20 protein-coding genes are annotated in these 21,473 nt (G+C 61.1%); 13 read left to right on the top strand and 7 right to left on the bottom strand.

The genetic code is table 11. The features are described 5' to 3' along the window. Positions 1–19 precede the first annotated feature (19 nt). Entirely contained in the window at positions 20–643 is a 624-nt protein-coding gene (locus I2D57_RS05945) for a hypothetical protein (protein ID WP_195361825.1), read from the bottom strand. Between the two features lie 163 nt (positions 644–806). Here I2D57_RS05945 and I2D57_RS05950 point away from each other — a divergent pair, with 163 nt between their 5' ends. Further along, positions 807–1,094, top strand: coding sequence for a PTS sugar transporter subunit IIB (locus tag I2D57_RS05950; protein WP_006235903.1), 288 nt, complete (start codon positions 807–809; stop codon positions 1,092–1,094). An 11-nt stretch (positions 1,095–1,105) separates the two neighbouring features. Continuing rightward, entirely contained in the window at positions 1,106–1,480 is a 375-nt protein-coding gene (locus I2D57_RS05955) for a VOC family protein (protein ID WP_006235904.1), read from the top strand. A gap of 75 nt (positions 1,481–1,555) precedes the next feature. On the opposite strand, the gene I2D57_RS05960 is transcribed toward I2D57_RS05955, so the two are convergent. Genes I2D57_RS05960 through I2D57_RS05970 form a run of 3 tightly spaced genes read right to left on the bottom strand, consistent with a single transcriptional unit; the run spans position 1,556 to position 4,176 of the window. Continuing rightward, positions 1,556–2,851: a sensor histidine kinase gene (locus I2D57_RS05960; protein ID WP_195361826.1), complete on the bottom strand. Its 1,296-nt coding sequence runs from the start codon at positions 2,849–2,851 to the stop codon at positions 1,556–1,558. Further along, a complete protein-coding gene (locus I2D57_RS05965) occupies positions 2,835–3,614 on the bottom strand; it encodes a response regulator transcription factor (RefSeq protein ID WP_195361827.1) in 780 nt (259 codons plus the stop codon). The genes I2D57_RS05960 and I2D57_RS05965 overlap by 17 nt, the downstream gene beginning before the upstream one ends. A gap of 19 nt (positions 3,615–3,633) precedes the next feature. After that, a complete protein-coding gene (locus tag I2D57_RS05970) occupies positions 3,634–4,176 on the bottom strand; it encodes a UBA domain-containing protein (protein ID WP_195361828.1) in 543 nt (180 codons plus the stop codon). Positions 4,177–4,733: 557 nt separating this feature from the next. On the opposite strand from I2D57_RS05970, the gene I2D57_RS05975 reads away from it, so the two are divergent. Further along, complete coding sequence (locus I2D57_RS05975; protein ID WP_195361829.1) at positions 4,734–4,973, top strand: hypothetical protein; 240 nt, start codon at positions 4,734–4,736, stop codon at positions 4,971–4,973. Positions 4,974–5,058: 85 nt separating this feature from the next. Continuing rightward, positions 5,059–5,784, top strand: coding sequence for a metallophosphoesterase (locus tag I2D57_RS05980; RefSeq protein WP_195361830.1), 726 nt, complete (start codon positions 5,059–5,061; stop codon positions 5,782–5,784). Between the two features lie 17 nt (positions 5,785–5,801). Here I2D57_RS05980 and gluQRS read toward each other — a convergent pair whose 3' ends face one another. After that, positions 5,802–6,761 carry a tRNA glutamyl-Q(34) synthetase GluQRS gene (gluQRS, locus tag I2D57_RS05985; RefSeq protein WP_195361831.1) on the bottom strand — a complete coding sequence of 320 codons (960 nt, stop codon included), beginning with the start codon at positions 6,759–6,761 and terminating at the stop codon, positions 5,802–5,804. A gap of 576 nt (positions 6,762–7,337) precedes the next feature. On the opposite strand from gluQRS, the gene I2D57_RS05990 reads away from it, so the two are divergent. Then, positions 7,338–9,281, top strand: a complete 1,944-nt coding sequence (locus tag I2D57_RS05990) for a DUF2207 domain-containing protein (protein ID WP_195361832.1) — start codon at positions 7,338–7,340, stop codon at positions 9,279–9,281. A 139-nt stretch (positions 9,282–9,420) separates the two neighbouring features. Here I2D57_RS05990 and I2D57_RS05995 read toward each other — a convergent pair whose 3' ends face one another. Next, positions 9,421–10,062, bottom strand: coding sequence for a GNAT family N-acetyltransferase (locus I2D57_RS05995; protein ID WP_055310399.1), 642 nt, complete (start codon positions 10,060–10,062; stop codon positions 9,421–9,423). Between the two features lie 265 nt (positions 10,063–10,327). Between I2D57_RS05995 and purH the strand changes: the two genes are divergently transcribed. The 6 genes from purH (at position 10,328) to I2D57_RS06025 (ending at position 16,435) form a co-directional block, all read left to right on the top strand. Continuing rightward, positions 10,328–11,935 carry a bifunctional phosphoribosylaminoimidazolecarboxamide formyltransferase/IMP cyclohydrolase gene (purH, locus tag I2D57_RS06000; protein ID WP_117778997.1) on the top strand — a complete coding sequence of 536 codons (1,608 nt, stop codon included), beginning with the start codon at positions 10,328–10,330 and terminating at the stop codon, positions 11,933–11,935. Positions 11,936–12,157: 222 nt separating this feature from the next. Next, positions 12,158–12,889: a hypothetical protein gene (locus tag I2D57_RS06005; RefSeq protein WP_195361833.1), complete on the top strand. Its 732-nt coding sequence runs from the start codon at positions 12,158–12,160 to the stop codon at positions 12,887–12,889. A gap of 179 nt (positions 12,890–13,068) precedes the next feature. After that, entirely contained in the window at positions 13,069–13,740 is a 672-nt protein-coding gene (locus I2D57_RS06010) for a response regulator transcription factor (RefSeq protein WP_195361834.1), read from the top strand. A gap of 9 nt (positions 13,741–13,749) precedes the next feature. After that, on the top strand, positions 13,750–14,793 hold the full coding sequence (locus I2D57_RS06015) for a sensor histidine kinase (RefSeq protein ID WP_195361835.1): 1,044 nt from the start codon (positions 13,750–13,752) through the stop codon (positions 14,791–14,793). Between the two features lie 116 nt (positions 14,794–14,909). Then, positions 14,910–15,155 (top strand): helix-turn-helix domain-containing protein, encoded by a 246-nt coding sequence (locus I2D57_RS06020; protein ID WP_138374527.1) that lies wholly within the window; start codon positions 14,910–14,912, stop codon positions 15,153–15,155. Then, on the top strand, positions 15,146–16,435 hold the full coding sequence (locus I2D57_RS06025; RefSeq protein ID WP_195361836.1) for a HipA domain-containing protein: 1,290 nt from the start codon (positions 15,146–15,148) through the stop codon (positions 16,433–16,435). Before I2D57_RS06020 ends, I2D57_RS06025 begins: the two co-directional genes overlap by 10 nt. A gap of 90 nt (positions 16,436–16,525) precedes the next feature. On the opposite strand, the gene I2D57_RS06030 is transcribed toward I2D57_RS06025, so the two are convergent. Beyond that, positions 16,526–16,963: a universal stress protein gene (locus tag I2D57_RS06030; RefSeq protein WP_006235921.1), complete on the bottom strand. Its 438-nt coding sequence runs from the start codon at positions 16,961–16,963 to the stop codon at positions 16,526–16,528. A gap of 248 nt (positions 16,964–17,211) precedes the next feature. Here I2D57_RS06030 and I2D57_RS06035 point away from each other — a divergent pair, with 248 nt between their 5' ends. Together I2D57_RS06035 and I2D57_RS06040 are read left to right on the top strand one after the other, a co-directional pair. Next, positions 17,212–18,192, top strand: coding sequence for an undecaprenyl-diphosphate phosphatase (locus I2D57_RS06035; protein WP_195361837.1), 981 nt, complete (start codon positions 17,212–17,214; stop codon positions 18,190–18,192). A 132-nt stretch (positions 18,193–18,324) separates the two neighbouring features. Continuing rightward, complete coding sequence (locus I2D57_RS06040) at positions 18,325–21,225, top strand: ATP-dependent helicase (RefSeq protein ID WP_195361838.1); 2,901 nt, start codon at positions 18,325–18,327, stop codon at positions 21,223–21,225. The last annotated feature ends 248 nt before the right edge of the window (positions 21,226–21,473 follow it).

Below are 21,473 nucleotides of genomic sequence, written 5' to 3' on the forward strand. Positions count from 1 at the left end.
GTCTAGCACAAGCCGTCCGTTACGCGTTGACGGCCATCGAGTGTTGGCCCGACTTCTCCAGGAACTCCTGGAACTTGGCTTCGTCGCCCTTGTTCTGGTACTGCAGGGCTAGCAGGTACTCCAAGCGGCAGCGCTTGACCGGGTCGTCGCCGACATCCTCGAGCATGCGCTCCAGCTCGGGAATGTCGTTGTGGCGCTTGAGGATCATCGTGTCGTACATCAGCTGACACTCGTGCGCAACTGCCTCGGCCTGACCGCCCTCAAAGCCCTTGATCTCGTGCAACAGCTCTTTGGACTTTTTGCGGTCCTCCTGGCCAACATAGTAGTTAAAGGCCTTAATCACCAAGTCGACGCGCTGCATCTTGGGGAGGTTGAGTCCCAGCAGTAGGTCGAACATCTCGCTGGCGCGCTCGTGGTCCTCGCGCAGCAGATAGGAGTTCAGACGCAGGTAGTCGCGGTTGTAGCGCGGGTACAGCATGCTGGTGAGTTTGCCGTTGAGCAAACGATCGAACTCGTCCCACTGCTTGGCAGCCATAAGCTGCTGCAGGCGCTTAAACGTGGTGCGTTTTTTGACGCTAAAGAACACCGACACGGCGATGCAGATGATAACGACGGCGGTCCAGAGGGTGCGGGAATCGGGCATATTAGGGTCCTTAGTCGCTCATAAAGCGAGCGGTATGACAACACGTACTAGATGTATTATACGCAGCGCGCAAGCAAACTGGCATAAAAGCTCATCGAGGCCGAGTGCCATCGCTCGCTGCGGTACACTTACCTAAAGTAAACCATGAAGGGAGACATTACCTATGAAGAAGATCGTTTTGGCTTGCGGTGCTGGCGCTGCTACTTCCACGCTCGTTGCCCAGAAGGTCGCTACTCTGCTCGACGCCAACGGTTATGCCGACAAGTACGAGATCGTGCAGTGCGCCATCTCCGAGGCCAAGGATTACTGCGACGAGGGCGCCGACCTGCTGATCGCCACCACCGTTGCCCCCGAGGGCCTCACCTGCCCGTACGTGAGCGGCGTGCCCTTCATGACTGGCATGAACCGCGTCGCTGCCGAGAAGGCCGTTCTCGACGTCATGGCTCAGTAGGCGCTGACTGTATGAATGAGCAGAACGCCAATCCGGTCGAGCTCTTTGGCATGCGCGTTGCCCATGTGGGCATTAACGCCACCGACCCGGCAGACGCCCTGGAGATCGCGGAGCTGTTCTCGACGATGATGGGCCTGCCCGTCATCGAGACCCCGGTTTCGTACTTCAACGATTCGCTGGTCGAGATCATGAAGCAGAACGGTCGTGGCACCAAAGGCCACATCGGCTTTGCCGTTAACGACATCGATGCAGCTGAGAAGTGGTTTGCCGAGCGCGGGCTCGAGGTCAACGAAGAGTCGCGCGCACTGCTGCCCGACGGTGGTACCAAGCTCGTGTACTTTAAGCGCGAGTTCGCCGGTTTCGCCGTGCACCTGTGCCGCGAGTAGCGCACAAGCTGCCATAGCTGGCAAAAAGGGATAGGGCCGCGTGGCCCTATCCCTTTATTTATGTCGAGGGGCTTCCTACCGCGGCAGGCGAATCGTAAAGCGGCTGCCGACGCCCTCGACCGAGGTCACGCCGATGACGCCGCCGTGGCTGTCGACGATCCACTTGGCGATAGCGAGCCCCAGGCCCGAACCCTGCGCGCCGGCATCGCGCGCGTTGTCGGCACGGTAGAACCGCTCGAACGCGTGAGCTGCGGATTCCTGGTTCATGCCGATGCCTTCGTCCTCAACGCTTATGTCGATCGTGCCCGCGCCCGCATCTGGCGCTACGCCAAACGAGATGGGCGTGCCCGCGTCCGAATACTTGGCGGCGTTTTGCACGATCACGCGAAGAGCCTGCTTCACGAGCACCACGTCGACGGGCGCGGCGCAGCGCGGGTCGCTGACAAGCGCAGCGTCAAAGGCCAGCCGATACGTGTGCGCGGCATCGATCATCTGCGATTCTTCGCATACCTCGCTGACCAGTGCAGCCAAGTTGGTATGCGCGCGCCGCAGGACCGTGCGCCCGGCATCGCCGCGCGCCAAAAACAGCAGCTGCTCCACAAGCTCTTGCATGTGCTCGCTTTCGGCTTTAAGGGACGCGATGGATTCCGCCAGCACGTCCGGGTCGTCCTTACCCCAGCGGTCGAGCATGTTCACGTAGCCCTGAATCACCGCGATGGGCGTGCGTAGCTCGTGGCTTGCATCGTTGACAAAGCGCATCTGCTGCAGCTTTGCCTCTTGCATCTGGCGCAGCAGGCGGTTGAGCGCGACCTCGATGCTTGCCAGGTCGGCGTCGCCGGTGGTGACGCTCGGCGAGTCGACGCTTGCGCGCTCGATGGCCTGCTCCAGTGTCTCCATTTTGCCGCCGGCGAGTTGCATGCGGCCGAGTTCGTCCACGCGCAGTGCCAAGTCGTTGAGCGGTGCCATGGTACGGCGCACACGGCGGGCACCGCCGAGCATGTTGAGCACGCTGATGACCTGCCAACCCACAACGACAAGGTAGAGAGGCCATAGCGTGACGAGGTCCTGCGCGAGGGGGAAAGTCTTGGTGGTACGCGCGAGCTCGACGGTATAGGTGAGCGTTGTCAGGTCCCAGCCGCGCGCGGGCGTCAGCGTCATGCCGCGAACGGTGGCGCTGGGGATCCATCCTGCGGTAAACGCGCCGTTGGGCAGCGTCTGGTTGTATCCATAGACGAGGATCGCCGCCACAATCACTACTAGCAGCAGGTCGAGCCAAACGTAGCTCATCAGGCGGCGCCACATATAGCTCCAGTTGATGGCGCGGGCGATGGAGGTGACGCGCTTGGCCTCGGCGTTACGCGCGGCAGACATAGCCCACCCCGCGCACGGTCTGGATGATGCGGGCGCCGCCGGCGTCCTCGATCTTGGCGCGTAGATGCGCGATGTGCACGTCGACGTTGTTGGTGTCGCCCATGTATTCGTAGCCCAGCGCTTCGTGCGCGATGCGTTCGCGCGTGAGCACGGTCTCGGCATGCGCCATAAGCAGGGCGAGGACATCGAACTCGCGGGCCGTGAGCGCAATGGGCGAGCCGCCGACCGTGACTTCGCGGCGGTCGGGGTCGAGCGCAACCGAGCCCACGGCGAGCGTGGCGGGGGAGAGCGAGGCGGAAACCTGGGTCGAGTCGCTGACCGGGGGCATCGCAGTGGCGCCGACACCCGTGCCGCCTGCCGCGCCCGTCCCGATGCCGCCAACGCCCGAAGCCGCCCGCACGGCTTCCGAGCGCTTCAGCGCCACGCGGATCCGTGCGAACAGCTCTTCAATCGCAAACGGCTTGGTCAGGTAATCGTCGGCGCCGGCATCGAGCCCGGCCACCTTGTCCATCACGGCATCGCGCGCGGTGACCATGATCACCGGCACATCCTTGTGCTTGCGTACGCGCCGCAGGACCTCCATGCCGTTGAGCTGCGGCAGCAGTACATCGAGCAGAATCAAATCGTAGTCGCGCTCCAGTGCCAGGTCCACGGCGGTGCGGCCGTCGGCGGCATGTTCCACCCGGTAGCCCTCGTGCTCCAGCTCGAGCGTCACAAAGCGGGCGATTTTCTCCTCGTCCTCTACGATCAGGATCCGTGCCATACGTGCCCCCCGTCTGCGATTACTTGTCGTCGTTGAGATTTTGCTTGATGTCGTCCGCGGCGTCGGCGGCGTGATCCATAAGGTTGTTGATGCTGCCGGGCACGTCGCCGTCGCTGTCGATGCGGTAGCGCATGCCAAAGAACAGGCCAATCAGCATCAGCCAAATCGTAGCGCCCCAGGCAAACAGGGCGATGATGGGGATCAGGATGGGGATGTTGAGGATGATCGCATCGCGGCGCGTGGCGATAAACTTGGTGTCCAGGCTCAGGCGGAAGAGCTTTTTGAGGTACTCCCATACGCTGTCCACCTTCTTGGAGAAGTCGGTCTTTTCGCTCGACTTCTCGTAGGCGGCCTGCGCGGCGACCATCTCGGCTGAAGGCTCATCGACTGGCGCGGACTCGGTGGCGGCGTGCGCCGACGTGGTCTGCGTCTTGCCCTGCGACTCGAGCCAAATGATGGCGTCCAAAACGTTGCCGTCGGCGGCGTCGAGCGCGGCCTTGGCATCGGTGTAGCTCACGTTGCACTTGGTGCGGATGGTTTCAACTTTTTCGAGGTCGTCCATGACCTGTCCTTTCGTTCGATGGGCGCGACGCCGGGCAATCTGCCCGGGCGCGAGCGTTGCGTTCGGCGGCCTGCGTTGCGCGGCGCCGCCTCGCCCTTGGTCGAACTCTATAGTGCAGGTTATAGATTAAGCGATTCTTGAGCCAAGATTAACGTTGGATGAGTTTTTGGGTGGCGGTGGGGAAGGGAGAGGTGTCTTTTTGGATAGCTAGCAGCGAGGTCTAATACTTTCCCGAGAAGTGAACGAGCTAAAACGGACCCCCGAAGCATTGACACTTTAAAGGTGCCGCTTCCTGCGGTTTCAATGCTGAAATCCCACGATTTTGCCGTCGAAAAATGCGGCTGTTTCAGGGGTCCAAAAACAGCCGTTCACTTCTCGGGAAAAGTATTAGACCTCGATAGCGGGGGATGGGGTGCCGGTGCAAAACGGCGTCAAGGGTTGGTCGAGCAGGCGGTTTCCCCATGGATGTCCGCACGACATGTGACACTTACCCTGCCGTCCTGCTCTGCCGCGGCGGCATGTACCCAAACAACGACCCTCTAAGGAGTTCGATATTGATGAGTGACAACACCAAGCATCTCGCAAAGAAGTGCGCCAAGGACGCGGGACCGTGCCTCGCGCTGTGCGTAGCCGGCGCAGCGGTCGCGCTGCTGGCTGTTCTGGGGCCATTCGACGTGCTCCGAAGTACCAGTTCCCTGCACGTTTGCATGGCCCTTGCCGGCGCCATGATGACCGGCGGCGTGCTCGATCTGGTTTTTTGGGTGCTTGACCCGTTTGGATGGAAGAACGAGGGGTAAGCCCTAAGGGATGGAAGGGCTGGAACGGTTAGCTTAGTAATCGTGCAGGATGTGGGCTAGCGACTTGCAGGGAAGTGGTGATCCGATGACGGTCTATGTGACGGGCGATATTCACAGCGGCCTCGACATGCAAAAGCTGCGCGACTGGGATCTTGGGGATAGCCTGACGGGCGACGACTATCTCATCATCGCGGGCGACTTTGGCTTTCCGTGGGATTTTTCTGCCGAGGAGTGCGCCGATATCGCCTGGCTGGAGTCGCGCCCTTATACCGTGCTGTTCGTCGACGGCAACCACGAACGTTTCGATCACTGGGCGGAGCGTCCCATGGAGCTGTGGCACGGTGGGCTGACGCAGCGCCTGTCGGACACCTCGCCCATTCGGCGCCTAACACGCGGCGAGGTTTTTGAACTCGATGGCTCAACGATCCTTACCATGGGCGGCGCCACGAGCGTGGATAAGGAATACCGCATACCGTATTCCAGCTGGTGGCCACAGGAGCTGCCGGACGAGCGCAACTTCGAGGAGGCGCGGGCAAAGCTCGACAGCGTGGGCTGGAAGGTCGACTACGTGATCACCCACACCTGCTCCACGCGCATGCTTTCGCCCACGCTCTATCCGGCGCCCGGCTGGAATTACCCCGCCGTTGATCAGCTTACGGCATTTTTCGATGAGCTGGAAGACCGCTTGGATTACAAGCGTTGGTACTACGGGCATTTCCATCGGGATGCCAACCCGGCCGAGCGCCACACCGTGCTCTACGACCACATCGTTCGCCTGGGCGACGAACTCCAGCCCTGGGATGTTGCGTAGAGGCGGGGCGTATTTGGCTACTCGGCCGTTACGGTGATGTTTTCCCGGTGCTTGCGGATGACATCCCAGCTAAAGTGCTCCACCAACTGCTCGGCGGTACGCGGCGTGGTGTCCGGCGCGATGCCTGTTTGCCCGGCGAGCCAGCCCAGCAGTGCCTTGGGTGTGCCAAAGCGGGTGCGGAGTTCGCCCAGGTCCAGATCGCGGTCGCGCTTGGAAAGGCGGCGGCCGTCCGGCGACATGAGCAGCGGAATGTGCGCGTAGTGCGGCGTGGGAAGTCCCAGCAGATGCTGCAGGTAGATTTGGCGCGGCGTGGAGCCCAGCAGGTCGCATCCGCGCACGACCTCGGTGACGCCCATGGCGGCGTCATCGACCACCACGGCTAGCTGATAGGCAAACACGCCGTCGCTGCGGCGCACCAAAAAGTCGCCGCATTCGGTGGCGAGCGCCTCGCATTGGGCACCATACGTGCGATCCACAAATTCGATCACGTCGTCCGCGAGGTCGTCGACGGCGGGCACGCGCAGGCGCGTGGCCGGAGCGCGCAGGATGCTGCGGCGGGCAACCTCCTCGGCAGAAAGGCCTCGGCAGGCGCCGCGATAGATGGGCGTGCCGTCGCTGGCGTGCGGTGCGCTCGCGGCGTGGAGCTCGGCGCGCGTGCAAAAGCAGGGGTAGGTGAGGCCGGCGTCTTGCAGCTGGTGCAGGGCGTCCTCGTACAAGTCCAGGCGATCGTGTTGGTAGTAGGGGCCTTCGTCCCACTCAAGCCCCAGCCAGGCCAGGTCGTCAATCAGTTGAGCGGCAAGTTCCGGACGCTTGCAGCGATCGTCCAGGTCCTCGATGCGCAGTACGATGCGGCCGCCCTGGCTGCGGGCCGAAAGCCACGCGCACAGGCAACTGAACACGTTGCCCAAGTGCATGCGGCCCGAGGGCGACGGGGCAAAGCGGCCCACGACGGGCGCGGGGGCAGAGGCGGGCGGCATCGCTGGCGCGTCCGCGGCGGGCGCTGCTATGTTGCGTGTTTTGATATCCATGCGGACGAGTATAGCGCGGGGCGCGATGGGGAGGCGTCACTGTGGTCCGCAAGTTGTCGAGGCCCCGCATTGCGTATGGCGGCTCGCAGACTCGGCGCTTTGATTCCTGTCCATCAACTTGGCACCTTAGACGACAGAAACCCCGGCAGCTCTTCGCAACTGCCGGGGTTTCCGCGGAAAAGGGGGACATGATCCTCGAGCGGACGGCAAAGGGGCAAACCGTTTCGCTCAACTGCTTTATGCCCCTCGGCTGGCGGCTCAATCAGCGTATGCCGCGCCCACACAAAGCCGCTACACCTGTGACGGAGCTGTGAAGTGGTATCTATCGTTGGCGCATGCCATGCCAAAGAGTGTCCCTAACGACTAGTCATTTAAGAACGTCCCCAATGACTACCCAATGACTAGCTGCCGGCCGCGGGCGTGACTTTCATCCCGTTTGGCGCTCCGGTCGCCTAGATGTTCGTCATGCGTACCCGCAAACGTGGGACAATGGCGCTGTTGCTTTTACAGACAAAGGATGTGCCTATGAACACCCTCGCCGCCAAAGTCAGCCGGCAGCGCCGCCTGTTTGCGCGATTCGCTTCCGTCTGCGCGCTCGTTGCGCTTGCGTTGTTGCTGCTGCCTGCCGCCGCGCACGCCGACGGCTACTCCATGACCCAAACCTATATCGGTGCCACGGTCGAGGCCGATGGCTCGCTGAGCGTTGTCGAGGGTCGCCAGTTTGATTTCGATGACGACATCAACGGCGTGTTTTGGGAGATCAATACGGGTACCAACCAGCAGGGCGGCACGGCGGGCGTCGATGTGCTGAGTGTCGAGGAAGAGGACACCGCGTTTAACAAAGTCGATAGCGCGAACAAGGGCGATTCTGGCGTCTACACGGTCGAGCAGACCGGTGACGGCGTAAGGATTAAGGTGTTCAGCCCCCACGAGAGCGGCGACAGTGCAATCTACTACGTGAGTTATTCCATGACCGGTGCGGTCATGAACTGGGCCGATACCGCCGAGCTCTACTGGAAGTTCGTGGGTGACGGCTGGTCTGCGGATTCCGATGACGTCGAGATGGAAGTGCGCTTCGCAAATGCCGCTGCCGGGACGGCGGCCGTCAAGGGCGATAACTTCCGCGCATGGGGCCACGGCCCGCTGACGGGCGATGTATCGCTCGATGCGGACGAACCCATGGTCACCTATACCATTCCCTGCGTGCATCAGGGCGAATTCGCCGAGGCACGCATCGCCTTCCCTAGCGACTGGGTGCCGCAACTTGCCGCTTCGGGCGAAGAGCGCATGTCAACGATCCTGAGCGAAGAGAAGGAATGGGCCGACGAAGCTAACGCCCGCCGCGCTCACGCTCGCATGATTGCCAATGCACTTGCCGTGCTAAGTGTTGTTGCGGCGGTGGCCTTTACCGGCATAATCGTTATGCTCAAGCTGCGCAAGCGCAAGCCCAAGCCGTTTTTCCAGGACGAATATTTCCGCGATGTGCCTTCGGCCGACCATCCCGCCGTGCTTTCGGCCCTCATGAGCTGGAACGAGGTGCCCGATCAGGCATATATCGCCACGCTCATGAAGCTCACTGACGACCGTGTGATCAAGCTGGAGCAGGCGACCGTGACCAAGGCCAAGAAGGGTCTGCTGGGGCGTGAAAAAGAAGAGCAGACGTATCGCGTGACGGTGAGCGATGCGGGCTGGAAGTCGGCCAAGGGCATTGACCACATGGTGCTCAAGGTCTTCTTTGCCGGTGCTAAGCCTGACGAGAACGGCGATCGCTCGCGCACGTTCGACGAGCTGCAGCACTACGTCAAGCAGCATGCTACACCCGTGGGCGACAAGCTCGAGGACTATCAGAACACCGTTAAGGGCAAGCTGGCCGATAGCGAGTACGTTGCCTCGGACGGCATTGTCGCAATGGTGTTTGGCCTGGTCCTGGGCATTCTAATTGCCTTTATTCCTATTGGATCCATTTTCTTTACCGACGGCGCGCAGGCGAACATTATCGCCGCGGTTATCTCGGTGCCGATTGTGCTGGTGGGTATCGGCGTGGGCCTTACGTTCCGCCGCTTTACGCCGGAGGGCGCCGAGGTGGCGGCTCGCTGCAAGGCACTTAAGCATTGGCTCGAGGACTTCACTCGTCTAAAGGAAGCCGTCCCCGGCGATCTGGTGCTGTGGAACAAGCTGCTGGTGATGGGCGTGGCGCTGGGTGTTTCCAAGGAAGTGCTGCGTCAGCTTGCCGAGGCCGTGCCGCCCGAGGTGCGCGAGGCCGACGGCTTCTATGACAATTATCCCTGCTACTGGTGGTACTACCATCATTACGGTATCGAGTCTCCGCTCGATTCGTTCGATGACGTGTATCACGAGAGCATCCGTGAGCTGGCGTCGAGCTCCGACAGCTCGGGCGGCGGCGGAGGCGGCGGCTTCTCTGGCGGCGGAGGCGGCGGCGTCGGCGGAGGCGGCGGCGGAACGTTCTAGCGAGTTCTGATTTTTTTGGATGGATCTTCTCCGGCGATTGCCGACGGATCCATCCCATTTTTATGCGCTACCTACGAAGACTGTCCCAAACGACTAGTCACTGGGGACGTTCCTAAATGACTAGGTATGGCTGCCGGGTTTAGGCTGTTAGGTCGAGTTCGTAGAGGAAGCTTTCGCGCGGCATGTCGTGACGGCGCTCTTCGCGGTTGGCGCGGTGCGTGGCCGTGCGCTTAAAGCCGTGCAGCTCGTAGAACTTCCACGAGCAGTTGGAGTCGGTGTACAGGTGCGCCCTCGTCGCTCCAAGCGAGGACAGGTGCGAGACCGCGGCATCGAGCAGAACCGTGCCAACGCCCAGGCCATGGACATCGCGATCCACGGCAAGCAGCGTGACCTCGTTGTCGTGCGGCAACGGGCTGCTCTCGAGCAGGCGGTTGTTGGTTCGGATGGTTGCGCGCACAAACGAGAGATACTCGGCGCACGCATCGGGCTCTAGCTCACGCATCTGCGATAGCAGCGCGCGTTCGGTATCCATCCAATGCTCGTTGATAGTGGCGCCGGAGCTCTGTCCCGCACGCGCGAGCGAAATGCCACGCGCCTGACCGTCGATTACGGCAACCTGTGAAAACGTCGACGACGAAAGGCAATAGGCGAGGTCGCACGCGGCCTCAAGGCGGTTGTACTCATCGTTATCCGAATTGTTATGCCAAAGCTGCTGCAGAATCAGCGCGATGGCGTCGAAGTCTTCGGTATCAAACGGTCGGTAGAGAACCCGCGAGACCATGGCGCCTCTTTCTTTTGCGGATGCATATCGAGCACAGTTCTACCACGCCATTGGCATCAAATTATGGTGCCCCTGTGTTCCATGAACTCACCGTGCCCATCCCCTCCGCGCGCAAACTTTTTCTGCACATGCGCCCGTTGCGGGGTGCATCGATGCGCTCGATGCGCTACATTGAATCAGTATTTTCAATGCCGCTGCGCGAGCGCTGCAGATCGACGTATCACCGACTCACAGAGCACGGCGGCGTACCAGACAGGAGGACTGCATGGGATCTGATGTGAAGATCGCACGCGCGTTGATCTCGGTTACCGATAAAACGGGTGTCGTCGATTTCGCACGGACGCTGGTCGATGACTTTGGCGTCGAGATCATCTCTACGGGCGGCACGGCTCGTGCCATCGAGGACGCGGGCGTTCCCGTAACCCCCATCGAGGAGTTCACGGGCTATCCCGAGATGATGGACGGCCGCGTTAAGACCCTGCACCCCAAGGTTCACGGCGCGCTGCTGGCCCGCCGCGATTCCGAGCAGCACATGCAGGAGGCCGCTCAGCACGGCATTAAGCTGATCGACTTGGTCGTCGTCAACCTGTACGAGTTCGAGAAGACCGTCGCCAACCCCGAGGTCACCTTTGCGGACGCCATCGAGCACATCGACATTGGCGGTCCCTCCATGCTGCGCTCCGCCGCTAAGAACGCTGCGAGCGTTACCGTCATCTCTGACCCGGCCGACTACGACGCTGTCCTTGCCGAGATGCGCGAGACCGGCGGCTGCACCACGCTTGCCACCCGTCGTCGCCTGCAGGTGAAGGTCTACCAGACTACCGCCGCCTACGATACGGCTATCTCCCGTTGGCTTGCCGCCCAGGCAAGCGACGTGGCGGACACCTCTGCCAAGCTCGAGATTTCGCTGGAAAAGGTCGACGACCTGCGCTATGGCGAGAACCCACAGCAGAAGGCCACGGTCTATCGTTTTGCCGAGGGCTGCGAGAACACCGCGAGCTCGCAGTTCCCGCTCGTGGGCTCCGAGCAGATCCAGGGCAAGCCGCTCAGCTACAACAACTATCTGGATGCCGACGCCGCTTGGAACCTGGTCCGCGAGTTCGACGAGCCGGCCTGCGTGATCCTCAAGCATCAGAACCCCTGCGGTTCCGCCGTTGCCGAGGACATCACGGCCGCCTACGACCGCGCTTTCGCCTGCGATCCCAAGAGCGCCTTCGGCGGCATCATCGCCTGCAACCGCGAGGTTCCCTTTGAGCTGGTTGAGCACTTCGCCGACCAGAACAAGCAGTTCGTCGAGGTCATCATCGCCCCGAGCTACACCGATGAGGCGCTCGAGCGCATGGCCAAGCGCCCCAACCTGCGCGTGCTGGCTACCGGCGGCGTGGACCACGGTGCCCAAGTGGAGCTGCGCTCCATCGACGGCGGCATGCTGGTGCAGGAAGTCGACCACGTGACCGAGGACCCCGCGACCTTTACGTTCCCCACCGACCGCAAGCCCACCGACGCCGAGATGGCCGAGCTCGAGTTTGCCTGGAAGGTCTGCAAGGGCGTTAAGTCCAACGCCATCCTGGTCTCCAAGGGTAAGGCCGGCATTGGCATGGGCCCGGGTCAGCCCAACCGCGTGGATTCCGCGTTGCTGGCCTGCGAGCGTGCTGAGGACTTCTGCGAGCGCGAGGGCGTGGAGAAGGGCGGCTTTGCCTGCGCAAGCGACGCGTTCTTCCCGTTCCGCGACAACGTTGACGTGCTTGCCGCGCACGGCGTGACCTGCATCATCCAGCCCGGTGGCTCCAAGCGTGACGACGAGAGCATCCAGGCCTGCAACGAGCATGGCATTGCGATGGTCTTCACAGGTGCCAGGCATTTTAGGCACTAGAGGCTTTCCCAAGCACCCGACCTTGCCCCTCAAACCGTTGCTTGCGTACATTTAGTACGCGGCGCTCCTCTTTCGGGCAATCTCGGGCACTTGGAAAACCCTTAATGGGATGTTTCTCTATCCCATTAAACTGTTCGGTCGCCTGACCATATCGTCAAAATAATCTCTGCAAAAGACGGCTGCTCCGTTTGGAGGGCCGTCTTTTTGGTATAAGAGGACGGAATGACTAACACGAAAGGTATGACCATGCCCCAGATTGATGATGCCGAGCTGTTTGGCAATGCCGAGGATCAGCGTGCGTACGAGGACTTTTGCGCCAATCAGGAGGCGGTCGAGAAGTTCACGCTCGACAAGCCCGCGCTTGTCTGCCGTTGGCGCATGTCCAATAAAAAGGTGCCCATGCTCAACCGCCACATCCGTGCACTGTCCGAGCGTCTGGTGCAGGGCGAGCCGCTTACCCATAACATGCTCAGCTGGGCCAAGCAGCACGTTGAGTGGTCACTAGCCGAGGGCGATTACACCGCACACGACGGTGTGCTCATGCTGGTGATCGACATCAACGGCAACGCCGCCATGACAGTGGGGGAGTACGAGCCGCTCGCCGATACGTCGGCCAAGGCGCTGCGTGCCCGCTCCGCCGAGGCCCGCTCCGAAGCCGACGAGACCGGCGTGGCGCCCGAGCTGCTCGCCGCCGTCAACAACGGCGAGCTCGCCTTTGTGGCGCCGGCGGACGAGTGCCTGTGCGGCACGGCGACGCTCATCGAGCAGCTGGCCCAGACCAAGGGCATCCCGGTCACGCGCGTAGATATTCCCGCGCAGCTTAAGGGCGCGCTGTTCCTGGTGAGCGACGAGCACGGCGTGGTCCCCGCAACCGAGACGGACGCCGCCGAGGCCGACGCCGCCACGGTCGCCTTCTTCGCCGATGGCTACGAAAAGCTCCGTGCCCGCCGCTAAATGATTATTCTGGGACGGGGATTAAAGAATCATTTTGGTTCCCGCCACCGCTGCGAGTGCGAGGCGGACAAAACGCCCCCGCTCGCGAACAGTTCTGTCACCTTGGCGACGTGCGTGGCGCGCACCTGCAGTTTCGCAGCCATAATGGTGGCAAGACAACCAAGAGGGGAGCGGAATCCATGGCGCTAATCTATATCGTTGAGGACGACGAGCCCATTCGTCGTGAGCTTGTCGACATCCTTGCCCGCGCCGGGTTTGAAATCGAGGCCTGCGAATCGTTCGAGCATGTCTCGCGCGATATTCTCGCCGCCGCGCCCGATCTGGTGCTGCTCGACCTCACGCTTCCCGTCAAGGACGGCCAGCATATCTGCCACGAGGTTCGCCGCGAATCCGAGGTCCCCATCATCGTCCTCACCTCGCGCACGACCGAGATCGACGAGGTCATGGCCATGACGCTCGGCGCGGACGACTTTGTTCCCAAGCCCTATAGCGCGCGCGTGCTCGTGGCGCGCATCAACGCACTGCTGCGTCGCACCGCGGCGTCAGGCGAGCGCAGCACGCTCGTCCACAAGGGGCTGGAGCTCGACCTCGCCTGCTCTATGGTCACCAACACGGCGACCGGCGACAGCACCGAGCTCACCAAAAATGAGCTGCGCATTCTCTCGCTGCTCCTGAGCCGCGCGGGCAAGATCGTTTCGCGTTCGGCCATCATGCAGGACCTGTGGGACTCCGACGCCTTCGTGGACGACAATACGCTCACCGTTAACATCAACCGCCTGCGCACCACGCTCGAAAAAATCGGCATCAAGGGGTATTTGACCACGCACCGCGGCCAGGGCTATTCGGTCTAGGGGCCGGCTATGTCGTTTGCCAAGTTCTTTAAAGACGCGCTGCTTCCCGTCGCCGTGTGGACGTGCGGCGTGCTGCTGAGCTGCTTTGTGCTGCCGGTCGCCGGCGCACCCGTTTCTATCGTGGTCGTGGCGGTCGGCGTGTCCTATATCTTTGGTATGCTCGGCATCGTGATCGAATACGCGCGCCGTCGTCGTTTTCTGCGCCAGCTGGAGCGTGCGGCCGAGGAGCTCGAGAGTCCCGCATGGGTGCAGGAGATGGTGCAATGCCCGACCTATGCCGAGGGCGAGCTCGAGTACGAGGTCTTGCGCCGGGTGGGCAAAGCCGCTTGCGACGAGGTTGCCGAAGGCCGCCGTCAGACCGATGACTATCGCGACTATATCGAGAGCTGGGTCCATGAGGCCAAGCTGCCCCTGGCGGCGGCCCATCTGATTTTGGAAAACCTGGACGGTAGCGAAGACGACCTGTCGCGCGTGGACGATCTGGCACGCGAGCTTGCCCGCGTGGAGCGCTATATCGACCAAGCTCTGTACTATGCGCGCTCGGAAGTCGTGGAGCGCGACTACCTGATTCGCCGCTGGGATCTCAAGACCTTGGTGACGGGCGCGATTAAAGCCAACGCGCGCGAGCTTATCGCGGCGCACGTGGCGCCGGTGTGCGGGAACCTTGACTTTGAGGTCTTCACCGACGAGAAGTGGCTCGAGTTTATTCTGGGGCAGCTCATCCAGAACAGCATTAAATACGCGCGCGAGGACGGCGCGAAGATCGTGTTTTCGGGCGCGTTGCTGGACGAGGGCCTGGCAAGCGAGCGCATCGAGCTTACCGTTGCGGACAACGGCTACGGCGTGAGCGCGGCAGACCTGCCGCGCGTGTTCGAGAAGGGCTTTACCGGCGACAACGGCCGCACCACCAAGCGCGCAACGGGCATCGGCCTCTACCTGGTGGCGCGCCTGTGCTCCAAGATGGGCATCGACGTCACCGCGGCATCGGAGCCGGGCGAAGGCTTCGTCGTAACATTCGCTTTTTCAACGAACAAGTTCCAATACTTTGAGTAGTCGTCGCGGTGTAACGTCCCGGAGCGTCATTCACGTTAAGACATATATCCCAAACGGGATAATTCCATCATGATGTGCTATGATTATCCCGTTTGGGATAATCATAGGGGATTAGCATGCAAGACTGGAATGAGCGAACGATTTTTGACCCAGCTGAACTCGGTGCATATTTGCGTGAGCGCCGGAAGAAGCTCGGTTATACCCAACGCGATGTGGCTGATTTCAACCAGTGCAGTTTGCGCTTTGTGAGCGAGCTTGAGCGTGGAAAGGCGGGTGCCAATCTTCGCCAAACCCTTCAAATCGCTAACAGCTTGGGGGTCGATTTGATCCTGAGGGAGAGGGGCGACGGTTCATGGCATTAAAGGTTTATCGTGAGTATCGGGGAACGTTTGAGCTGGTCGGAGAATTTGAGAGGGCCGACCCCGTAAACGAGACGTTTGCATATGATGAGGGATATCTTGAACGCGACGATGCTGCCGCACTCTCAGCTTCTCTTCCCTTGCGACATGACCCATATACCAGCAATGAGTTTTCGGCCTTCTTTTCGGGCATGCTTCCCGAGGGCCCGGTTCGGCATGAGCTGTCGATGCGTTTTCAAATCCCCCAGTCAGACTATTTATCGATGCTCGAGCGTTTGGGCGATGAGTGCGTTGGTGCCTTGAGGTTTCTCGGCGATGAGAAATCGAGCTACGATCCGGGCTATCGTCCTCTGCAAGACGAGGATTTTGAGGCACTTTCTAAGGCGGAAGTGTTTGAGATTGCAAATGATATGCAGGATTCGAGGCTGTCGTTGGCGGGCGCTCAGTCTAAAACCGGTTGGTTTTTACCGCGCGGTAAAGATGCAAAAAAGGCCGGGTCGGGGGATTGGATGCTGCCGCTCGGCTCTGCCCCCTCGACTCACATAGTCAAGATTGCTTCAACTAAACATCCGGATTTGCCGTTCAACGAATTAATTTGCATGACGGCAGCGTCTGCTGCTGGGCTTGAAATTGCCCGTTCAGAAGCTTCGGATACGATTCCTGGTGCGTTCTTTTCCGAGCGTTATGACAGAATCTGGAGCAATGAGCCGCCGTCGATGAGCGGATTCGATGTGCCTCTGAGGCTGCATCAGGAGGATTTTTGCCAAGCGGTTGGCTGGCCTTCGTATATGAAATACGAGACACGTCCCGATAGCTGCTATATGGTTCTTTGCGGCCGATTGATAAGAGAGCAATCGTCTAACGTAATTGCTGATACTCAAATGTTCGCTCGTCAGGTAATGGTCGATTATGCGTTGGGGAATTGCGACTCGCATCTCAAGAACCATTCGTTTCTTTATAGTCCGAGTTGGCGGGAAAAGAGGTTGGCCCCTGCATACGATATTGTCTGCACGACGATAATGGGATACGACCATAATCTTGGGATTGATATTGGGGATCACCGGGTGATCGATGGGGTGACTCCTGAAGATTTCGAATTCATGTCTCAAGATTTGCATCTACCACTCAAGATGATTAAGAACATCGCGGCGGAAGTGGCTGAAGGGGTGTCTGCCCAGCTTGCAGAACTTGCCTCTGCAACCGGAGATTTGGGTAGGGTCGCTCTGAAAATTCAGACGGACTCCGTTGAGAGAATGAGGGTTCTGGAGCAATTCTCAGTCTAAAGCAAAGCGGGGCCACCGTAATTGTGGCCCCGCTCTTGGAAGACTTGGGCACGCGGGCTTGCGCTCCGCGATGCGTTAGGCGTACGTTTGCTATTTCACGACCAAGATGTCGCAGTCGGTGTTGCGTAGCAGGAACGTCGAAATCGAACCCAGGAGCGCATACTTGATCGAGGACAGGCCGCGGGCGCCGCAGAGCACCAGGTCGGGCTTAACCACGTCGAGCATCTCGTCCTTGAGCGTCTCGCGAATGCGGCCGGCGCGAATCATGACCTCGACCTCGGGAATATCGGGATTGGCCTTGGCCTCTTCGAGCTGCTTGGCGATGGAGTTCTTAAATGCCTCCTCTAGGCCGTTGACCAGATCGACCGGATAGGAACCGGCGCTCTCGAGCGCCGTGGAATCGATAACGTGGCCGATGATTAGCTTGGCGCCGTTGTTCGCGGCGACCTTGATGGCGCGTGCGAGCACAAAATCCTGCTGCTCAGTACCGTCGAGTGAAACAAATACCTTGGTGTAGCCCTCGTTCATGGTTTCCTCCTTGGTCTATCGCACGGGCGCGGGGCCCGTGCATCGGGCGGGCGCGGGCGCGTTGGCCGCCGGACACTTTATCTTGTTGCAGTTATACCCAAGGATTTGGGTTTGACCGCTCGCAATTCTGTGAACGGGCGAGTTTTTTGGTAAGGGTAGGCGCAGGCGCGCCGCCAACGGTTGATAATGGGACATCGCCCGCACCGTCCGCAGAACAATATCGGCGGGTGTCTAACGAGGGGGTCCCTTTGGATATTATCGAGCTTCTAAAATCTGCCTTCATGGGCCTGGTCGAGGGCATCACCGAATGGCTGCCTGTTTCGTCGACCGGTCACATGATCTTGGTGGACGAGTTCGTCAAGATGAACGTGAGCGAGACGTTCTGGAATATGTTCCTGGTCGTGATTCAGCTTGGCGCCATTTTGGCCGTCTGCGTCCTGTTCTTCCATGAGCTCAATCCGTTCTCGCCCAGCAAGGGCAAGGAGGGCCGTCGCGACACCTGGGTGCTGTGGGGCAAGATTGTGCTCGGCTGCATTCCTGCGGCGGCGATCGGTCTGCCGCTCAACGACTGGATGGAGGAGCATTTCTACAATGCTCCCGTCGTGGCGCTGGCGCTCATTGTGTACGGCGTGCTGTTTATCGTGATCGAGAACTGGCGCGCGAGCAAGCGCGAGGAAATGGCCGTTGCCGGTTCGTTTGGTTCGCGTGCTGTGGTGTCGGGTGGACGTCCCGCCGGTGCGCACTTTGCGGCGCCCGCCGGGGCTACCGCTGAGGATGAGCGCGATGACGAGGATCTGGACTTTGGTTCCATCACCACGCTCGAGGACCTGAGTTGGAAGACCGCACTGGGCATCGGATGCTTCCAGGTGCTCTCGCTGATTCCGGGCACGTCGCGCTCCGGTTCCACCATCATCGGCGGCCTGCTTTTGGGCTGCACGCGTTCGGTGGCGTCCAAGTTTACGTTCTTCCTGGCCATTCCTGTCATGTTTGGCGCGAGTGCGCTCAAGCTGGTCAAGTATTTCATCAAGGGCGGTACCTTTGGCGCCAACGAGGTCACCATCCTGGGCGTGGGCTGCGTTGTGGCCTTTGTGGTTTCGCTCATCGCTATCAAGTGGCTTATGGGCTTCGTCCGCCGTCACGACTTCAAGTGCTTCGGCGTCTACCGCATCATTCTGGGCATCGTGGTGCTTGCGTACTTCTTTGTTCTGGAGCCTATGCTCGGCCTGTAACTTGGTTGACGCTGCGCGGCGGCCGGAGTCGTGGTGTGATTTGCGTCGGTTTCCGCGCGGCTCGGTATACTGGTACGGCTCAAACTATGGCGCTGCCCGCAGGCGCGCCGTCCGTCAGATGAGGAGTCGCCCATGACCCAGCCCTTGCCCTGGGAAAAGAACGCCGCGGTACCCGTGCCGCCCACGCCGGAACCCGTGCCGCTCGATGCATACACCGCCCCCGCTGCGCCGGAGCCCGAGCTCGTCCCGCTCGACATCTACGACGCTCCCGCGCCGGCACCCAAACCCGCCAAGCCGCTCGTCGACATCGACAGCCTTAATCCCGCCCAGCGCGAGGCGGTCCTGACCACCGAGGGCCCGCTGCTGGTGCTCGCCGGCGCCGGCTCGGGCAAGACCCGCGTCTTGACCTTCCGCATCGCACATATGCTCGACGACCTGGGCGTTAAGCCCTGGCAGATCCTTGCCATCACGTTTACCAACAAGGCCGCGGCCGAGATGCGCGAGCGTCTGGCGGCACTCATTCCCAGCGGTACCCGCGGCATGTGGGTGTGCACCTTCCATGCTATGTGCGTGCGCATGCTGCGCGAGGACGCTGACCTGCTGGGCTACACCGGTCAGTTCACCATCTACGATGACGACGATTCCAAGCGCATGGTGCGCGATATTATGCAGGCGCTCGGTATCGAGCAAAAGCAATTCCCCATCAATATGATCCGCAGCAAGATCAGTTCGGCCAAAAACGCCATGATCGGCCCTGAGGACATGCTCAAATCCGCCGACAGCCCCAACGACAAAAAGGCCGCGCAGGTCTACCTGGAGCTGGAACGCCGCCTGCGCGCCGCCAACGCGATGGACTTCGACGACCTGCTCGTGCGCACGCTCGAGCTGCTGCGCACCCGCCCCGAGGTGCTCGACAAGTACCAAGAGCGTTTCCGCTACATTAGCGTCGACGAGTATCAGGACACCAACCACGTCCAGTACGAGATCGCCAACCTGCTAGCCGCCAAGTACCAAAACCTCATGGTCGTGGGCGACGATGACCAGTCCATTTACAGCTGGCGTGGCGCCGACATCACCAACATCCTGGACTTTGAGAAGGACTTTAAAAACTGCAAGACCGTCAAGCTGGAGCAGAACTACCGCTCTACGGGCCATATCCTGAGCGCCGCCAACGCCGTGGTGCGTCACAACTCGCAGCGCAAGGACAAGCGCCTGTTTACGGCCGAGGGCGACGGCGAGAAGATCCAGGCCTTCCAGGCAAGCGATGAGCGCGACGAGGGTCGCTGGATTGCCGGCGAGATCGAAAAGCTGCACTCCAAGGGTACGAGTTACGACGACATCGCCGTGTTCTACCGCACCAACGCCCAGTCGCGTATTCTCGAAGATATGTTTCTGCGCGCGGGCGTGCCCTACAAGATCGTGGGCGGCACGCGATTCTTCGACCGTGCCGAGATCCGCGACGTCATGGCTTACCTCAAGATGATTGTGAACCCGGCCGACGAGATGAGCGTCAAGCGCGTCATCAACACGCCGCGCCGCGGCATCGGCTCCACCTCGATCCAAAAGATCGAGCGGCTGGCGCGCGACAACCGTTGCTCGTTCTTCCAGGCCTGCGAGATCGCAACAGCCGAGACGGGCATGTTTAGCGCCAAGGTGCGCAATGGCCTGTCGAGCTTTGTGTCGCTGGTGCGCGAGGGTCGCCGCATGGACGGCGAGCTCAAGGACGTCGTCGAGATGATTGTCGATAAGACGGGCCTGCTGCAGGCTTTCCGCGCCGAGGGCACCATGGAGTCCGAGAGCCGCGCCGAGAACATCCAGGAATTCCTGGGCGTTGCCGCCGAATTTGAGGAGACGCACGAGGATATCGAGGGTACGCTCGAGAGCCTAGAAGAGTTGCGCGCGGCCGGTGTTGCCGACGTGCCTGCCGGTGCCGAGCCCGAGCCCGTCGTGGTGAGTGCGCCCGCGCCCGAGCCGGGGCCGTCCGCCCCGGCATCCTCGTTTGAGGCGCTCGTTGGCGCGCGTGATGCCGCGGGTTCCAATCCGCTCGACAGCCTGGCGGCCCCGGCGCTCTCGCCGCAGGATGCCCTGGCTGCCGCCATCGCGGGCAACGCCTATGCCGCGCCGACAGAGCTGCCGGCGGGTGCCGTACATGCCGACGAGATCGAGCGCACCTACGGCCCGCTCACCTGCAAGGCGCTGCCTGCACTCATGGAGTGGCTGGCTCTGCGCTCCGACTTGGATTCCCTGGCCGGCGAGACGCATGCCATCACTATGATGACCATCCACTCCGCCAAGGGCCTGGAGTTCCCGGCGGTGTTCGTGGCCGGCATGGAGGAAGGCATCTTCCCGCACGTGCACGACTTTGGCGGTAGTGACGATCCGGGCAAGCTCGAGGAGGAGCGCCGCTTGGCCTACGTCGCCATCACGCGTGCTCGCAAGCGCCTGTTCCTGACCTATGCGGCCACGCGTCGCACCTACGGCTCGACCTCTGCCAATCCGCGCTCGCGCTTCCTCAACGAGATTCCGTTTGAGGACATCGAGTTTAGCGGTATCGGTTCTGCCGGTTTTGAGGGCACGGGCTGGGAGAAGCGCGGCGACCGTCACGGCACCTTTGGCTCGGGCATGGGCTCGGATATGTATGGCGGCAAGGTGTTTGGCTCGCATACGCGCTCGACCGGCGGCTCTGGATCGCGCAGCGGCTCGAGCTTCGATGACTTCTTTGGCGGCAGCACTTATGGTACCGAGCGCCATCGTGGGGTTTCGCCCGACGCCGGCCGTGTTGCCTCGACCTTTGGCTCGGGCGCGCCGCGAGCCAAAAAGTCGTCATCCAAGGTATCCCCGACGGTGGAGCGCAAGGTCGATCGCGCCAGCGCATCGCAGGACTTTGCCGCGGGCGATACCGTGAGTCATAAGACCTTTGGCACGGGCACCGTGATCTCGGTCGCCGGAGACATGATCGAGGTCCAATTCGAAAAGACCGGCCAGACCAAAAAGTTGATGAAGGGCTTTGCTCCAATTGTCAAGCTGTCGTAATCCCGGCGGACCCGGGCGGGCGTATGGGGCAACATCGCCTGCTCGGGCAGTCCTGCGCAAGACGGAGAGCACATTAAGTGCTCTCCTTTGCGTGCGGAACTCGCGATCGATGTTGCCCCATACGCCCGCCCGGGTCCTTGGGTAACGTTGCTGAACGAGCGTTGCTCTGCCTCTCGCTTTTTGATCTGGAGAACCGGGTGGGCTGAATACTTAGACATGGCAAGGGGCTCTTCCGTTGCTGAACGGAA

The organism is Collinsella aerofaciens, from assembly GCF_015553355.1.
Classification (GTDB): domain Bacteria; phylum Actinomycetota; class Coriobacteriia; order Coriobacteriales; family Coriobacteriaceae; genus Collinsella; species Collinsella aerofaciens_V.

What these genes read in the sequence shown, in the direction of transcription:
- I2D57_RS05945 (WP_195361825.1), bottom strand. Translation starts at nt 643, where the DNA reads ATGCCCGATTCCCGCACCCTCTGGACCGCCGTCGTTATCATCTGCATC.
- I2D57_RS05950 (WP_006235903.1), top strand. Translation starts at nt 807, where the DNA reads ATGAAGAAGATCGTTTTGGCTTGCGGTGCTGGCGCTGCTACTTCCACG.
- I2D57_RS05955 (WP_006235904.1), top strand. Translation starts at nt 1,106, where the DNA reads ATGAATGAGCAGAACGCCAATCCGGTCGAGCTCTTTGGCATGCGCGTT.
- I2D57_RS05960 (WP_195361826.1), bottom strand. Translation starts at nt 2,851, where the DNA reads ATGTCTGCCGCGCGTAACGCCGAGGCCAAGCGCGTCACCTCCATCGCC.
- I2D57_RS05965 (WP_195361827.1), bottom strand. Translation starts at nt 3,614, where the DNA reads ATGGCACGGATCCTGATCGTAGAGGACGAGGAGAAAATCGCCCGCTTT.
- I2D57_RS05970 (WP_195361828.1), bottom strand. Translation starts at nt 4,176, where the DNA reads ATGGACGACCTCGAAAAAGTTGAAACCATCCGCACCAAGTGCAACGTG.
- I2D57_RS05975 (WP_195361829.1), top strand. Translation starts at nt 4,734, where the DNA reads ATGAGTGACAACACCAAGCATCTCGCAAAGAAGTGCGCCAAGGACGCG.
- I2D57_RS05980 (WP_195361830.1), top strand. Translation starts at nt 5,059, where the DNA reads ATGACGGTCTATGTGACGGGCGATATTCACAGCGGCCTCGACATGCAA.
- gluQRS (WP_195361831.1), bottom strand. Translation starts at nt 6,761, where the DNA reads ATGCCGCCCGCCTCTGCCCCCGCGCCCGTCGTGGGCCGCTTTGCCCCG.
- I2D57_RS05990 (WP_195361832.1), top strand. Translation starts at nt 7,338, where the DNA reads ATGAACACCCTCGCCGCCAAAGTCAGCCGGCAGCGCCGCCTGTTTGCG.
- I2D57_RS05995 (WP_055310399.1), bottom strand. Translation starts at nt 10,062, where the DNA reads ATGGTCTCGCGGGTTCTCTACCGACCGTTTGATACCGAAGACTTCGAC.
- purH (WP_117778997.1), top strand. Translation starts at nt 10,328, where the DNA reads ATGGGATCTGATGTGAAGATCGCACGCGCGTTGATCTCGGTTACCGAT.
- I2D57_RS06005 (WP_195361833.1), top strand. Translation starts at nt 12,158, where the DNA reads ATGACTAACACGAAAGGTATGACCATGCCCCAGATTGATGATGCCGAG.
- I2D57_RS06010 (WP_195361834.1), top strand. Translation starts at nt 13,069, where the DNA reads ATGGCGCTAATCTATATCGTTGAGGACGACGAGCCCATTCGTCGTGAG.
- I2D57_RS06015 (WP_195361835.1), top strand. Translation starts at nt 13,750, where the DNA reads ATGTCGTTTGCCAAGTTCTTTAAAGACGCGCTGCTTCCCGTCGCCGTG.
- I2D57_RS06020 (WP_138374527.1), top strand. Translation starts at nt 14,910, where the DNA reads ATGCAAGACTGGAATGAGCGAACGATTTTTGACCCAGCTGAACTCGGT.
- I2D57_RS06025 (WP_195361836.1), top strand. Translation starts at nt 15,146, where the DNA reads ATGGCATTAAAGGTTTATCGTGAGTATCGGGGAACGTTTGAGCTGGTC.
- I2D57_RS06030 (WP_006235921.1), bottom strand. Translation starts at nt 16,963, where the DNA reads ATGAACGAGGGCTACACCAAGGTATTTGTTTCACTCGACGGTACTGAG.
- I2D57_RS06040 (WP_195361838.1), top strand. Translation starts at nt 18,325, where the DNA reads ATGACCCAGCCCTTGCCCTGGGAAAAGAACGCCGCGGTACCCGTGCCG.